The following is a 14,717-nucleotide window of genomic DNA, read 5'->3' as shown; positions in this document are numbered from 1 at the left end:
AGCAAGCGTATATGTTCCGAGCGGCCTTGACGCGCACGGCCCTACACCCTTATTGTACTCCCATACGAGCAATGATGCTCATATGAGCACAAGGAGACCGCCGTGGTCACAGTCGACCCCTCAATGCTTGCCCTCCAGACACCCCCCGACGACTGGCGCGACCTCATGAGGCGCAGCGCCGCACTCCTCGAGCAGCACCAACTCATCACGCCGACCTACGTCGATGCCGTCTTTGCCGGCCTCGAGCGCAACGGCGCCTACATGCTCATAGCCCCCGGAGTTCTGCTCGCTCACGCCCGCCCGGAGGAGGGAGCGCTCGGTACTGGGCTCAGCCTCCTGACAACCACCGAGGACGTCGCCCTTATGGACGACCCCTCAATGCCGATCCGGCTCTTCTTCACCCTCGCCGCCAATGACTCCCAAGAGCACCTTGCCCTCCTCACCGCCCTGGCCGAAACGCTCATGGACTCCGGCCTCATGAACGAGCTCCGCGAATCCGAGGACCCCGTCCGGGTGGCACAGATCCTCACCCCGTCAGAGTCATGAGGCTCGTCGTCAACGGCCTCGAGCAGGAGATTCAAGAGGACTCCGATGGCGTCTCGAAGCTGCTCGAACCGGCAGTCGCGGCTTGGATGCGGCGCCCGCCCGCGAGCCGCCGCAGTTTCGCCTTCCTCGCCGCCCCGCCGGGCACCGGCAAGTCCACTCTCGCCGAAATACTCGCACAACGCCTCGCCCCGGACCTTCAATGCGTGGGCATGGACGGATTCCACCTGCCCCAGGCGGAACTCGACCGACGCACCATCGTCCGTGACGGGTGCGCCATCACATTGGCCGACGTCAAGGGGGCGCCGGAGAGCTTCGATCTAGAGGCGTTGAACCGTGCGCTCATACGGGCACGCCGGGAGGACATCACCTGGCCGCGCTATGACCGAGTACTCCACGACGTCGTCACCGACGGCGACGCACTGACTGCCTCACATGTTCTCGTAGAGGGCAACTGGCTACTCCTCGACGAACCCGGCTGGCGGAGTCTTCGCCGCCATGCAGACCTGACCGTCTTCATCGCCGCGCCCGAAGAACTCCTCGCCAGACGCCTCATAGCACGCAAGGTGCAGGGAGGCCTCAGTACGGACGCCGCCCGTTCCTTCTACGAGCGCAGCGACGGCCCCAATATCCAACGCGCCCTCAACCACTCATTCCGCAACGGCACCGATCTCGTCCTCACCATGGATCGCGACGGGCTTCTACACGAAAGTGACCACGCATGACCACTCACCAATCCACTGCACCCTCGCCCTCGGGACGCGCACGCCTGCAGGCATTCGGAGGTTTCCTCACCGCCATGGTCATCCCGAACATGGGCGCCTTCATCGCCTGGGGCCTGATCACCGCGCTATTCATCCCCGACGGATGGATCCCCAATGAGAGCCTCAATACGCTAGTTGATCCTCTCATCAAGTACATGCTCCCCCTATTGCTGGCGTACTCGGGAGGCCACCTCGTGCATGGCCAGCGCGGCGGCGTCGCCGGCGTCATCGGAACCATCGGACTCGTTGTCGGCTCCGACATACCGATGTTCCTGGGCGCGATGGTCATGGGCCCGCTCAGCGCCTGGATCATCAAGAGGTGGGACGGGATCATCCAACCCCGAATCCGCCCCGGCTTCGAGATGGTCGTGAACAACTTCGGCCTGGGCATCATCGGATTCGTCCTGTGCATCATCTCCTTCAAATTCATCGGCCCCGTCATCGAGTCGCTAAACAGCGGTCTGACCTGGGTGATCAATGCCCTTGTGAACACCGGCGTGCTCCCCCTGGTCGCTGTCCTCAACGAGCCCGCCAAGGTGCTGTTCCTCAATAACGTCATCGACCAGGGCATCTACTACCCGCTCGGAATGCAGGCCGCCCAGACGGCCGGCAAGTCGATCTTCTTCGTGCTCGCCTCCAACCCCGGCCCCGGCCTGGGCCTGCTCATCGCCTACTGGCTCTTCTCCGGCAACAAGATCATGAAGGAGACCGCCCCGGGCGCCATGATCATCCACTTCCTCGGCGGCATCCACGAGATCTACTTCCCGTACGTGCTCGCCAAGCCGATCACCCTGCTCGGCATGATGGCCGGCGCGGCCTCAGGCATCGCCACCGCGCAGGTCTTCAACGCCGGCCTGGTGGCCGGCCCCTCGCCGGGGTCGATCTTCGCCTACATCATGCTCACGCCCCGCGGCAACCACCTGGGCATCGTCGCCGACGTCGTCGTAGCCACCCTCGTTTCCTTCCTCGTCAACGCAGCCCTGCTGCGCGCCTCCGCCCGCAAGGACGCCGCCATCGGCGACGCCGAGTTCGAGCAGGCGCGAGCCCGCAGCGCCGCCATGAAGCAGGAGGGCAAGGGCCTGCTCGCGGCCGTAACGGCTGACGGAACGCAGGTTGCGACCAAGACCATCGGCAAGGTCATCTTCGCCTGCGACGCCGGCATGGGATCGTCCACCATGGGCGCCAGCCTGTTCCGCAAACGGCTTGACGAGGCCGGCATCAGCGTCGAGGTCGGCAACACCGCCATTGAGAGGGTTCCCGACGACGCTGACGTCATCGTCACGCACAAGAACCTCGCCGAGAGAGCAGCCAATGCCAACCCGGGCGTTGAGATCGTCTCCATCGAGAACTACCTCTCCGACGCCCACATCGACGACCTCTACTCCCGGATCGAGTCCCAGCAGGAGGCGGACAAGTGAAGACCAGGGCCGTCTACATCGCAGGCGCTCACAAGGCGGTACTAGCCGAGAATGAGCTGCCGCCGCTCGGACCCCGCGAGGTTCTCATGAAGGTAGCGGCATCGAGCATGTGCTACTCGACCTACAAGGCGTACTGCCTCGGCGCCGAGCACAAGCGCGTGCCCGACGACGTGGCCGAGCACCCAGTCATGACCGGCCACGAATTCAGCGGAGAGATCGCCGAGGTCGGCTCGGAGTTGACCGGCCGCTACCGGGTGGGGCAGCGCATCGTCATCCAACCCGCTATGGGACTGCCCTCGGGCTACTCCCCCGGTTACAGCTACCCGGCCTACGGCGGGGACGCGACGTACACGATCGTCCCCGAGGTCGCGATCGACAAGGACGCGATCCTCCCCTACGACGGCACCTACATGGCCAATGGCTGTCTCGCCGAGCCGCTCATGTGCATCATCGGCGCCTTTCATGCGAGCTACCACACAACCCAGTACGTCTACGAGCACGAGATGGGCATCAAGAGGGGCGGGGCACTCGCTCTCCTAGGAGCGGCGGGCCCCATGGGCCTGGCCGCCGTCGAGTACGCGCTCAACGGCCCGTACCAGCCCACTCTGATCATCGTCACCGACATTGACCAAACGCGTTTAGATCGCGCGCGACGACTCCTGCCGCCCGAACGGCTGGAGGGAACGGGCCGCCGGCTGGTGTACCTCAACACGGCGGGCTGCGACGACCCCGTTGATCTGCTGCGCGGACACACCCCCCATAGCATGGGCTTCGACGACATCATGGTCTTTGCCGCCAGCCGCCCCTTGTTGGAGATGGCGGACCGGCTCAAGGGCCGAGACTGCTGCCTGAACTTCTTCGCCGGGCCGACCGACAAGGACTTCTCCGCGACATTCAACTTCTACGACGTCCACTACGAGTCCGCGCACGTAGTGGGCACATCCGGTGGGGCACGGTCTGACATGCTCGAGGCCCTCCAGCTGACCGCCGAGGGCAAGTTGAACCCCTCCCTGATGATCACCCATGTGGGCGGGCTCGACGCCGTTCCCCACACTTTGGAGCACTTCAAGGAAACTCCCGGCGGGAAGAAGCTCTTCTACCCCTGGGCAACCATGCCGCTCGTGGCACTCGCCGATCTGCGAGCCAAGGCCGCCCAGGACCGCAGATACGCGACTCTTGCCGACATCGTTGAAGCCAACGATGGCATCTGGTGCGAGGAGGCCGAAGCCTTCCTTTTGGAGAACTTCTCCTGACCCCGCGACGCACTTCTCGTGGGCGCCGCTCCGCTGGCGGTGAAGGCGTCGCCTGGGTCACGGCGGGCGGCGGTCCACGGCTGCGATACTCCCGCCCATGTCAGATTCCGGCTACTCCCCCACCCTGCCCGACGGTCCCCTGATCGTCCAGAGTGACAAGACCGTCCTGCTGGAGGTCGCCCACCCCGACGCCCCCGACGCCCGCCGCGCCATCGCGCCCTTCGCCGAGCTCGAGCGCGCCCCCGAACACATTCACACCTACCGGATCACGCCGCTGGCCCTGTGGAACGCGCGCGCCGCCGGCCTGGATGCGGAGACGGTGGTCCACGTGCTCATCACCTACTCGCGCTTCCCGGTGCCGCACGCCCTGCTGACCGAGATCGCCGAGACCATGGGGCGCTACGGCCGGCTGCAGCTGGTGACCGACCCGGCGCACGGGCTGGTACTGCACGCCACCGACGCCCCCGTCCTGGCGGAGGTGATGCGCTCCAAGCGCACCAAGGGACTGCTGGGTACGCGCCTGGGCGATGCGGACGTGGTGGTGCACCCCTCCGAGCGCGGGCACCTCAAGCAGGAGCTGATCAAGCTGGGTTGGCCGGCCGAGGACCTGGCCGGCTATGTCGACGGCGAGGCGCACCCGATCGCGCTGCAGGACTCGGCGGCGGATGTGGCCGCGGGCGTGCCGGACGCCTTCGCGCTGCGCCCCTACCAGGCCCAGGCGGTGGACGCCTTCTGGGCGGGAGGCTCCGGCGTCGTCGTACTGCCGTGCGGGGCCGGCAAGACCCTGGTGGGGGCGGCCGCCATGGCCCGCTCCTCCACCACCACCCTGATCCTGGTGACTAACGCCGTTTCGGCGCGGCAGTGGAAGCAGGAACTGCTGCGCTTCACTTCCCTTACCGAGGACGAGATCGGCGAATACTCGGGCTCACGCAAGGAGATCCGGCCGGTCACGATCGCCACCTACCAGGTGCTGACTACCAGGCGGAAGGGCGTCTACCCGCACCTGGATCTGTTGGACGCCCGCGACTGGGGGCTGATCGTCTACGACGAGGTCCATCTGCTGCCCGCCCCGATCTTCCGCATGACGGCGGACCTGCAGGCCCGCCGTCGGCTGGGGCTGACGGCCACGCTGGTGCGTGAGGACGGGCGGGAGGACGAGGTGTTCTCGCTGATCGGTCCGAAGCGCTACGACGCCCCGTGGAAGGACCTGGAGAATCAGGGGTGGATCGCCCCGGCCGTGTGCACGGAGGTGCGACTCACCCTGGACGCCGGGGAGCGGATGGCCTATGCCACCGCCGAGGCCGACGAGCGCTACCGGCTGGCCGCCTCCACGCCGGCGAAGCTGCGCATCGTGGACTCCCTGCTGGCCCGGCACCCCGGGGAGTCGGCGCTGGTGATCGGCCAGTACGTGGACCAACTGGAGGAGCTGGCCGAGCACCTGGGGGCGCCGCTGATCACCGGGGCGACGACGGTGCGTGAGCGCCAGCGCCTGTATGAGGCCTTCCGCTCCGGCGAGGTGAGCACACTGGTGGTCTCCAAGGTCGCCAACTTCTCCATCGACCTGCCAGGCGCCTCGGTGGCGGTGCAGGTGTCGGGCTCCTTCGGGTCGCGGCAGGAGGAGGCGCAGCGGCTGGGACGGATCGTGCGCCCCAAGGACGACGGGCGGCAGGCGCACTTCTACACGGTGGTCGCCCGCGACACGGTGGACCAGGAGTTCGCCGCGCACCGGCAGCGCTTCCTGGCCGAGCAGGGCTACGCCTACGAGGTGGTCGACGCCGAGGATCTGGAGGGGCTTCAGGCCCCCAAGTAGTCGGCGCAGACGGCACCGGGGATCTCGCTGTGGTGGCTGCTTGATGGCCTCGGTGGTGGATTGTGGTTATTGTCACGTGGGGTTTGGGTGGTGCGGGCGTTATGGGGTCGTTTCCGTCGCGGGTGTGGAGGATGTTTCCCTGGGGGCGCGTTTGGCGCGGATTCGTGCGGATGTGGAGCGGTCTCGGCGGGATGCGCGGGCGGCTGCGCGGATGCAGGAGCGGGCTGAGGGTATCCGGGCTCGGGGTGTTTCGCGGGGGCGTGAGGTGCGTGTGGAGGTTGATGTGGCGGGCCGGCTGGTGGGGATCACGTTCCTGCCTGCTAGTGAGGGCTTGTCGTTGCGGGGCCTGTCGGAGGCGGTGATGGCGGCTTTGGCGGATGCGCGTCGGCGGGCGACCGAGCAGGTGCGGTTGGTGGTGGATGAGACCCTGGGGGCGGACTCGGCTCTGGGCCGCCGGGTGCTGGAGTCCTACCAGCAGGACACTGCTGGTGGTGGGGCCGGTGGGGGCGCGGCCGCCTCCGGTCCTGGCGGGGGCGCGTCCGGTGGGCGGCCTGCGTGGGGGGTGGCGCCCATGCCGGTGCGGCCTGCGGGCTGGGATGGGCCTGGCGGGTCGGGGCGGCGTTGAGGTCGTGCGGCTGTCTGGTGTTTGCCTGAGTGAGTGTTCGTTTCGTTTCGGTGCGTGGGGAGTTGATGATTGTGACTGCTGGTATTGAGGTTGATACCGGTGTGCTGCGTTCGGGTGGCGGTGACGCCCTGGGGGTGGCTGACGGTGTGGACGTGGCGTTGGATGCCGCAGGGCAGGCGCTGGCCTCGGACGCGTTCGGGGTGATGTGCTCGCCTTTGTTTGTGCCGGCTTATGCGTTGTTGTCTACGGCGGTCAATGGCGCGGTTACCGGTACGGGTGAGAGTGTGGAGGAGGCGGGCATGGACTTGCGCACTGTGGCGCAGGAGTTGGATGAGACCGACGCCGATGCTGCTGCCGGCGCCCGGGCGCTGAGCGGCTGGTAGCCGGCGGCCCCGGCACTGGGGCGTCGCTGCTGTTCCTGAATTCGTAGCTTTAATGGAGAGTCCCTGTGAATAAGTACTTTGAGCTGATGGGTGATCCGGCCACCGGCCAGCCCATCACCACCAGCACCGCCAGCGCCAGCGATGGTGGTGGCACCACCGGTGGCGCCACCACTGCTACCGCCACCGCCGGTACTGCTACCGCCACTACGGCTGCTGGTAGTAGCAGCAGCTTCGGCGCCGGTGGCGGTGGTGGTTTCGGTGGCGGTGGTGGCAGCTTCGGCGGCGGTGACGGTGCGGGTGCGGGTACTGGTGGTTTGCCTGCTGGGGAGTACGGGGGCGGTACCGATGGTTACGCCGGTGGTGGTTACGCCGGCGGGGGCGGGTTTGGTGGCTCCGGTGGTTACGCCGGTGGTGGTTCCTTCGGCGGTGGTGCTGGTGGTAATCCGTTGGTTGCGCAGGCGGAGGATTCGTCGACGGGGTTGTCGGGTCTGCGTCTGGTTGAGGATGGCCAGGATGTTGTTGATGCGTTGAAGACGGATTCGTGGGTGGATGATGCGCTGGCTGGTTTCGGCACGGTCGCCGACACGGTCGCTTTGGTTGCTGACCCGATCGGTGAGGTGCTGGGCGCGGGGATCGGGTGGGCGATTGAGCACCTGGATCCGCTCAAGACCTGGTTGTATGAGCTCACTGGTGATCCGGGTCAGGTGACTGCGGGTGCGGACACGTGGGCGAACATCGCCACCAAGCTGGATGCGTGTAGCGTGGATTTGACCGACTCGATCCAGGTGCGCCTGGCCGGGCAGTCCTCCGAAGCAGTCAATGCGTATAAGTCGTTTCAGACGGATAACGCGGCCCGGTTGTCGTTGGCGGCCTCCCTGGCTGGGGGTATCTCCAAGGGGTTGACGGTGGCGTCGGTGATCGTGCAGATCGTGCATGAGATGGTGCGTGATGCGATCGCTGATGTGCTGGCGAAGCTGACCACCAAGCTGGCCGCCACCGCCCTGACTGCGGGGGCGGCGGCTATCTGGGCGATCCCCTCCCTGGCGTCGGACGTGTTCAAGTGGGCTACCCGGTTGAAGCGTGAGGTCACCGCGGTGGTCAGGTCCGCCTCCAGCCTGGGGGACGTGTTCAAACGAGCCACCACGTTAATGGACAACCTGTCCGACGGGCTGAAGGGCCTGGGCCCCCACCCCGCCCTGGCCACAGCCGGCTCCACACCCCGCGCGCCCCGCACCCCGTGGGCCTCCCGGGCCTCCAGCACCCCCTCCCGACCCAAAGGAGGCGGGACAGGCACCGGCAGCGGTGGTGGGCGTCCGCGTGGGGGTAAGGGTGCTGATTGTCCGTATGCGCCGCGGGACGGGATTCATTATCCGGGTGTGCGCAAGCCCACCCGTGGTGCTAGTGATGGTGGTCCGGGCGAGTGGGGGCCGGGTAAGAATTACAGTAACTCTAATCGCTCCCAGGCGTATGAGGAGCAGGTCACCGGCGTGACTATTGAGGACTCCTACTATGTCAACGGCGTGGAGTTCGACGGCTACTACGACGACATCCTCCACGACGCCAAAGGCGCCTACTACAACCTCACCAAAACCCCATTCGGCCCAGACGTGCTTGATGAATTGGTGGACGGTGCGGAGCGGCAGGTACGGGCGGTGCAGGCGGTTGGCGCCAATACGCCTATACGCTGGCACATGGCCGAACCGGAAATGCTCGACCTACTCAAAGACTTGCAAAGCAAAGGGCGATTCCCGCCTGGGATTGATTTGGTGCACACCCCACCGAACTTCTAACCCACACCAGACGCATTCACCTTTGATATCATTAGCCGAGACAAGGAACACGGGGGAAGGGACACCTACTGATGGCCGTGAAGTGGGAACTTGCGTTCAGGATGCATCGTCCGGGGCAGGAGGAGCACATGGAGGAGGAGGCCGCGCGGTCCTGGGAGCTGATCCAGCAGCTGCGGGGCCTGCACCCCACACTGGACCCCTGGCGGCGAACCAATAGGATCAAGGCGAAGGCCGCGGCGAACCCGGAGATCACCACCCTGGAGGAGTTCCTCGCCGTCATGCGCACCAACATCAAACCCGACCTGTCCGGTGTCAGGTTCTCGCTGTTCTCCGGGGATGTGGACCGGGCCGACGGCGCCTCCATCAGCATTGCGATCGGTGGCTGGCAGCCCGATAAGGGTCACGTGGAACTTGATTTCCATAGTAGTGAGTTCGCTGATCTGCTCACCGGAGATGAGTCGCTGGCTGATCGCCTGGTCGCCATGGGAGCGGACATCCTGGAGCCGGAGATCGGCGCCCTTCGGCGTCGGGGGCATCCGGTTAAGGATCATCCTGAGCCGTATGACTATGTGCAGGGGTGGAAGCTGTTCTTCCCGGCCTCCTCACCGCACTGGGCGCAGGCGGGCGCCCTGGCCACGGCCTCCTACCCCACCGCCAACGGTGCGGTGTTCACCTACGGCACCCCCGATACCTACCCCACCATCCTGGACACCTGGCCCAAGAACGCCTGAACCCCCACCTCGTCACAGGGCGGCCCGCCCCGGGCGCTGACACGCGCCCCTGGGGCGGGCTACCCTGTCTTGCCTGACTCAAGTCAGGCAGCGCACGCCGGGGAGTACAGCAGAAGCCGTTCGACAGCCTGGTCTCGCCGGACAACCCTGCCCGGGTGACGCTGCCGGACGGACGCATCATCGAAATCACCGAGGTCGAACTCCTTCAAGCACCCAGACAATACTGACCAACCGCTTCAGAGCATGAAAGGAAGCGAATAGTGAATTACTTCGTAACTTGGAATGTGGATGCCCAGCACGGGAGGGGCGAGCGGTTCAAGGTCCGACAGACCCCAGAGATGATCGCCGACCAGATGCAAAGACAGCTCACCTACCCCACGTACTTCACTGAAGGCGCCTATTTTTCTTTAGGGGTTCAACCTCTTCCCGCGGGGGTGAGGTTTCCTGATGAGTTGGCTGATGATGACCCCGAGCAGATGCGGTACATGCAGGCGGCTGGGTCGAATCGGGCGTTGACGATCGAGGCCCGCGTACCCGACCCGGACGGGGGTTACATCCACTATGTGCTGGCCCGCGAACCCGTCGCGGACCCCGACCGGTGGGTGCCGCTGTCCTGGGACAACGGCTCGCCCGAGCTCTACACCATCCACCTGCACCCCGAGGAGATCTTCACCGGCCAGCAGGCCGTACCCGTCTTCCGCGACTACATCATCAACGGCCGCCTCCCCGACCCCCAGCTGCTGCGCGTAATCGACGTCTAGCCCCATACCCTGAGGACCGGTCAATACCGCCGATTCAGACGTTCGCCGAAGCTTTGTGCAGACGATGAGCGCGGGCCTGCCGCGCCAGCACGCGGGCGAGCGCCCGCCCGAATGCCTGGACCACGGGCTCGGCCCGCTCCGCGTCGGCGCGCACGCGTCGCCCGGCGGCCAGCGCCTCGGCAGGAAGATCAGCGTCGGAGAGATGCGTCAGCTCCTCCACGTCGTCAACCGCGCCCAGCTTCCACGCGGTTATGCGCGACTCCACCCGCTCCATCCGCACCGGCGTGGACTCCGGGTGGTGCTGAAGCGCCAGCAGGCGGCCGGCACGCCAGGCCTGCACCGGCGCGCCCGCGGAGGAGGCCAGCAGCGTGGCCGTCGCGGGCAGGCTCACGACGCCGTCGTCGTGGGAGACGAGTACCGGCAGCCGGGTGCCGTCGTGGGTGGAGATGCCTGCGCGCACGGCCGCGCGGACGGCCTCATCGACGATCTCGGAGAAGAGTGGGTCGGCGGCGGCCGCATCCTTAAGCTCCAGGTCGACGACGCCGCGCTCGGTTCCGTAGGGAGAGGGCGCGGCGGTGGTCCCGCCGATCGCTTCGGCGGCGATCTGGGCGCCCAGGCAGATGGCGACGGCGGGCACCCGCGTCTCGACGACGCCGTGCAGGAGGTCGCGCAGCGGGGTGATCCAGGGGTGGTCGGCCTCGGCGTGGGCGCTCATGGGGCCGCCGAGCACCACCAGGCCATCACCCAAGTCGTCCAGGCTCGGCAGCGGATCCCCGGCCTCGGGGCGCACCATGCGCAGGGTAAGCCCCTCCGCGGCCAGCCATTCGCGCAGGCGGCCGATGGGCGCCTGCGGCTCGGGCTCGATCACCGTGATGATCGGGGCGGTGGACGTGGGGACGGCGGCTAGAGCCGCGGCGTCGACAGGGACGGTGGCGTCGGTCATGGGGACAATTGAAGCCGCGAGCGCGGTCAGCGCAAGCCCGACGTCGCAGCTGTGAGCCGGAAGACGCACGGTCGCACTCCCCACCCCGCCCCGCCCAATCACCGAGGTCGGCTGATTTTACGTGCCGAGGTCGTTTGTTGTTACGTACTGAGGTCGGCCGGCATGGCGTGCCGGGGGCGAAACCGCTTGCCGCCGCGCCTGCTAGCGGGGACGATGTCCCCGATGCGATCAAATGCCCGCCCGTCCACGGGCGCCACTGCCTCTGCCGGCACCTATCGTTCTTGCAGGACCCGCAGACCCGCGGCCTCCTTGAGCACGCCCGCGGCACGCCGCGCCGTCCGGCTCGTGCTCGGCGCTGTGCTGCTCGTCGGCGCGGCCGGAACCGCGGCGACGGCGACCGCCGCCCCATATGCCGGGCCTCACGCCTTCGCCACCGCCTCCGGTGGCACCGGTGGTGCCGTAAACACCGCGGTGGCACCCGCCGAGGTGTCAACCCGCATTGCCGACCACGTCACGGACGACGCCGACGTCCTCGACGATGACGCGGCGCAGGCGGCCGTAGACGAGCTGGCTGAGGACGGCGTCGGCCTGTGGATCGTCACCATGAGCGATGACTCCCAGACCGCCGAGCAGTACGCCGCCAAGGCCTGGGAGGCCTCCGGGTTCGACACCACCGACCTGCTGCTGGTGATCAACCTGCCCGCCGACGGCGCCAACAGCTTCGCCTTCGGCGGCTCCGCCTACGACTCCGTCTGGTCCGACTCCAAACTCGACTCCGTACGCGGCGACATCCAACAAGCCCTGAGGAACGGCGACTACGACGGCGCGGTTACCGCCATCGCGGACGCCGCCGGCTCCGGCTCGGGCGTCTCCGGCACCGCCCTGGGAGTGGGCCTGGCCGTCGTCGGTGCGGGCGCCGTGGGCGCCGTCGCCTACAACCGCAGCCGCAAGCGGAAGAAGGGCGCCGGCAAGGCCGTCCAGCCCGCCGAGCCTCTGGAGGCGTTGCGCACCCGCGCCGGCGCCACCCTGGTCAGCACCGACGACGCCGTGCGCTCCGCGGCCGAGGAGCTGTCCTACGCGCAGGCCCAGTTCGGCCTGTCCGCCACCGATGACTTCACCGCCGCACTGACCGCCGCCCAGGAGCAGGTGGCGCGGGCCTTCGAGCTGCGCGGCCAGCTGGACGACGCCCCCGGGGATGAGACCCGCCAGCGGCAGCTCTGTCAGGAGATTCTGTCCCGCTGCAACGAGGCCACCGCCGCCATCCAGGCGCAGGAGGCGGCTTTCAAGGAGCGGCGCGGCATCGAGGAGAACCTGCCACGCTCCATCACCGAGACCGCCCAGCGCGCCGACGAGGCCGAGCAGGCCATCGCCGCGGCCGACACGCTGCTGGTCACCCTGCACGCCACCTACCCCGACAGCGCACTCACCTCCATCTCCGAGGCGCCCGCGCGCGCCCACAAACTGGTAGAGGCGGGCCGCGTTGCGCTGGACCAGGCCCGGGCCAGCATGGACGCCGGCAATCAGTCCACCGCCGTCGAGCAGGTGCGCATCGCCCAGGCCTCAATCGCCCAGGCTGGCGAGCTCGCCGGGCAGGTGAGCGGCGTGCGCGAGCGGCTGGAGCGGGCCGACGCCGACTTGAAGACGGCGATCGCCTCGATCTCCGCCGACCTGGTGGACGCCCAGCGGCTGGCGGGGCAGGTGCCCGCGGCGTCGTTGCAACCGCTGGTGGCCGACGCCGAGGCGGCCGTGGCCGAGGGCCGCGCCGCGTCGAATCCCGACGGCGACCCGCTGGCCGCCCTGGACCACCTGGCCCGAGCCGAATCGGCGCTCGACGCCGCCCTGGCGCCGGCACGCCAGCAGGAGGAGAACGACTCGCGTGCCCGCGCCTCCCTGGTATCTCGCCTGGGGCGGCTCAACTCCCAGATCTCCGCGGTGACCTCCTACATCACCAGCTATCGCGGCGCCGTCGGCTCCCCCGCACGCACCGCCCTGGCCGAGGCCTCCCGGCACGCGGCGGCCGCCACCTCCCTGCAGAACACCGACCCGACGGCGGCCCTGGCCGAGGTCACCTCCGGGGAGTCGCTGGTGGCACAGGCGCAGGCGCAGGCGGAGGCCGACGTGCGGCGATCCGGCTCCTGGGGCTCCGGGTCGGGCGGCTCCTCCAGCTCTGGCGGCATCGACCTGGGCTCACTCGTGCTCGGCGGCATCCTCCTGGGAGGCAACCGGAACTACGGCGGCTGGGGCGGCGGCCCGCGCCCGCCACAGCCACCACGGGGTGGCGGCTTCGGCGGCCCACGGGGAGGCTCCTTCGGTGGCGGCCACCGCGGAGGTGGTTTCGGCGGCGGAGGCGGCAGCTTCGGTGGCGGCCGCGGGGGCGGCTTCGGTGGTGGCGGCGGCCGTTTCTGAATCGGCTGGTCGCGTCGCCTCGGGGCTACACCACACGTCGGCACGCCCCACCGTGGGCGGACCACAGACGGGCCGGATAGAGGAATCGTCGTCGACAATGCCGGTCGTTTTCCGACGATCGGGCGCGGTTTCCTGGAAGTATGGCCCGGTGACGGCGCCGGCAGACCCACTCCGTCGGCTGCTGCGCCTATGCGCATAGTCTGCTCATAAGGTGGACGCATACAGCCCGCAAGGGCATCCATACCCATACCATTCGCTCCCCGGCCGTCGGGCGAGCACGACGAAGGGAAACCACATGGCTGAGAAGCAGTCGATCCTGGGGCGCATCGCCCAGCTCACCCGCGCCAACATCAACGCCCTCATCGACCGCGCCGAGGACCCGGAGAAGATGCTCGACCAGCTGGTGCGCGACTACCGGGCCTCCATCGCCGAGGCGCGCGACGCCGTCGCCCAGACAATCGGCAACCTGCGGTTGGCGGAGAAGGACCACGACGCGGACGTCGCCGAGGCCAAGGACTGGGGCAACAAGGCGCTGGCCGCCTCCCGCAAGGCCGACGAGCTGCGTGCCGGCGGGGACGCCGCCGGGGCCGACAAGTGGGACTCCCTGGCGAAGATCGCGCTGACCAAGCAGATCGCTGCTGAGAACGAGGCCAAGCAGGCCGAGCCGATGATCGCCTCCCAGCAGCAGGTCGTCGACCAGCTCAAGACCGGTCTGCAGCAGATGGAGACCAAGCTCGGTGAGCTGCAGACCAAGCGCGACCAGCTGGTCGCCCGGCAGAAGAACGCCGAGGCCCAGGTAAAGGTGCAGGGCGCCATCCGCTCCATCAACATCATGGACCCCACCAGCGAGCTGTCCCGCTACGAGGACCAGGTGCGCCGCGTCGAGGCGCAGGCCGCCGGGCAGATGGAGATCGCGGGGGCCTCGCTGGAGGCACAGTTCGCCGAGCTGGAGTCCTCCGACCAGCAGTTGGAGGCCGAGGCGCGTCTGGCGGCCCTCAAGGCCGGCGGCAACACCGCCCTGCCCGGCGCCTCCGCCCCCGCGCAGATCACCGATGGGGATGTCGACGCCGCCTTCGAGGCACTCAAGGCCGAGAGCGCGCAGGACGCCGAGGACGCGCAGGACGCCGCCGAGACCGACGACGACGCCTCCTCGTACTGAGCCCGTGCCGGCGAGGCCGTCTGGCCGCCTACCGGCTTGCGCGTCGGTGCCCGTCCCATCCGTGGGACGGGCACCGATGCGGCATCGGCCACCCGGCTGCAGCTGACGCCGGGTCGCCATAGTCACGCTGC

At 68.0% G+C, this 14,717-nt stretch carries 13 protein-coding genes; 12 read left to right on the top strand and 1 reads right to left on the bottom strand.

From position 1 onward, the window contains the following. The first annotated feature begins 102 nt into the window (after nucleotides 1-102). The 10 genes from ACGLYG10_RS06440 to ACGLYG10_RS16615 all read left to right on the top strand — a co-directional run bounded on the left by ACGLYG10_RS06440 (nucleotide 103) and on the right by ACGLYG10_RS16615 (nucleotide 10,078). Nucleotides 103-546: a PTS sugar transporter subunit IIA gene (locus tag ACGLYG10_RS06440; RefSeq protein WP_083565647.1), complete on the top strand. Its 444-nt coding sequence runs from the start codon at nucleotides 103-105 to the stop codon at nucleotides 544-546. Next, complete coding sequence (locus ACGLYG10_RS06435; RefSeq protein ID WP_073329180.1) at nucleotides 543-1,268, top strand: nucleoside/nucleotide kinase family protein; 726 nt, start codon at nucleotides 543-545, stop codon at nucleotides 1,266-1,268. The genes ACGLYG10_RS06440 and ACGLYG10_RS06435 overlap by 4 nt, the downstream gene beginning before the upstream one ends. After that, nucleotides 1,265-2,725, top strand: coding sequence for a PTS mannitol transporter subunit IIBC (locus tag ACGLYG10_RS06430; RefSeq protein ID WP_073329178.1), 1,461 nt, complete (start codon nucleotides 1,265-1,267; stop codon nucleotides 2,723-2,725). Before ACGLYG10_RS06435 ends, ACGLYG10_RS06430 begins: the two co-directional genes overlap by 4 nt. Beyond that, complete coding sequence (locus tag ACGLYG10_RS06425) at nucleotides 2,722-3,978, top strand: alcohol dehydrogenase catalytic domain-containing protein (protein ID WP_073329175.1); 1,257 nt, start codon at nucleotides 2,722-2,724, stop codon at nucleotides 3,976-3,978. The genes ACGLYG10_RS06430 and ACGLYG10_RS06425 overlap by 4 nt, the downstream gene beginning before the upstream one ends. Before the next feature lie 97 nt (nucleotides 3,979-4,075). Continuing rightward, on the top strand, nucleotides 4,076-5,788 hold the full coding sequence (locus ACGLYG10_RS06420; protein WP_073329173.1) for a DNA repair helicase XPB: 1,713 nt from the start codon (nucleotides 4,076-4,078) through the stop codon (nucleotides 5,786-5,788). A gap of 124 nt (nucleotides 5,789-5,912) precedes the next feature. Then, nucleotides 5,913-6,413, top strand: a complete 501-nt coding sequence (locus ACGLYG10_RS06415) for a YbaB/EbfC family nucleoid-associated protein (protein WP_170866471.1) — start codon at nucleotides 5,913-5,915, stop codon at nucleotides 6,411-6,413. A gap of 71 nt (nucleotides 6,414-6,484) precedes the next feature. Continuing rightward, nucleotides 6,485-6,796 (top strand): type VII secretion target, encoded by a 312-nt coding sequence (locus ACGLYG10_RS06410; protein ID WP_170866470.1) that lies wholly within the window; start codon nucleotides 6,485-6,487, stop codon nucleotides 6,794-6,796. A gap of 65 nt (nucleotides 6,797-6,861) precedes the next feature. Then, nucleotides 6,862-8,586, top strand: a complete 1,725-nt coding sequence (locus ACGLYG10_RS16335; RefSeq protein WP_244542593.1) for a Tox-REase-5 domain-containing protein — start codon at nucleotides 6,862-6,864, stop codon at nucleotides 8,584-8,586. Between the two features lie 128 nt (nucleotides 8,587-8,714). Beyond that, entirely contained in the window at nucleotides 8,715-9,317 is a 603-nt protein-coding gene (locus ACGLYG10_RS06400) for a hypothetical protein (RefSeq protein WP_083565645.1), read from the top strand. Nucleotides 9,318-9,769: 452 nt separating this feature from the next. After that, a complete protein-coding gene (locus tag ACGLYG10_RS16615; protein ID WP_244542592.1) occupies nucleotides 9,770-10,078 on the top strand; it encodes an NTP pyrophosphohydrolase in 309 nt (102 codons plus the stop codon). A gap of 34 nt (nucleotides 10,079-10,112) precedes the next feature. On the opposite strand, the gene ACGLYG10_RS06390 is transcribed toward ACGLYG10_RS16615, so the two are convergent. Continuing rightward, on the bottom strand, nucleotides 10,113-11,021 hold the full coding sequence (locus ACGLYG10_RS06390; protein WP_073329158.1) for a type 1 glutamine amidotransferase: 909 nt from the start codon (nucleotides 11,019-11,021) through the stop codon (nucleotides 10,113-10,115). A 309-nt stretch (nucleotides 11,022-11,330) separates the two neighbouring features. Between ACGLYG10_RS06390 and ACGLYG10_RS06385 the strand changes: the two genes are divergently transcribed. After that, complete coding sequence (locus ACGLYG10_RS06385) at nucleotides 11,331-13,427, top strand: TPM domain-containing protein (protein ID WP_073329155.1); 2,097 nt, start codon at nucleotides 11,331-11,333, stop codon at nucleotides 13,425-13,427. A 295-nt stretch (nucleotides 13,428-13,722) separates the two neighbouring features. Then, the gene (locus tag ACGLYG10_RS06380) at nucleotides 13,723-14,586 is read left to right on the top strand and encodes a PspA/IM30 family protein (protein ID WP_073329152.1); all 864 of its coding nucleotides are present in this window, start codon (nucleotides 13,723-13,725) and stop codon (nucleotides 14,584-14,586) included. Nucleotides 14,587-14,717 lie beyond the last annotated feature (131 nt).

It is taken from the genome of Actinomyces glycerinitolerans, from assembly GCF_900098745.1.
Lineage (GTDB): Bacteria > Actinomycetota > Actinomycetes > Actinomycetales > Actinomycetaceae > Actinomyces > Actinomyces glycerinitolerans.
The sequence above is the reverse complement of the archived record's forward strand: the minus strand, read 5'-3'. Positions and strand labels throughout refer to the sequence as shown.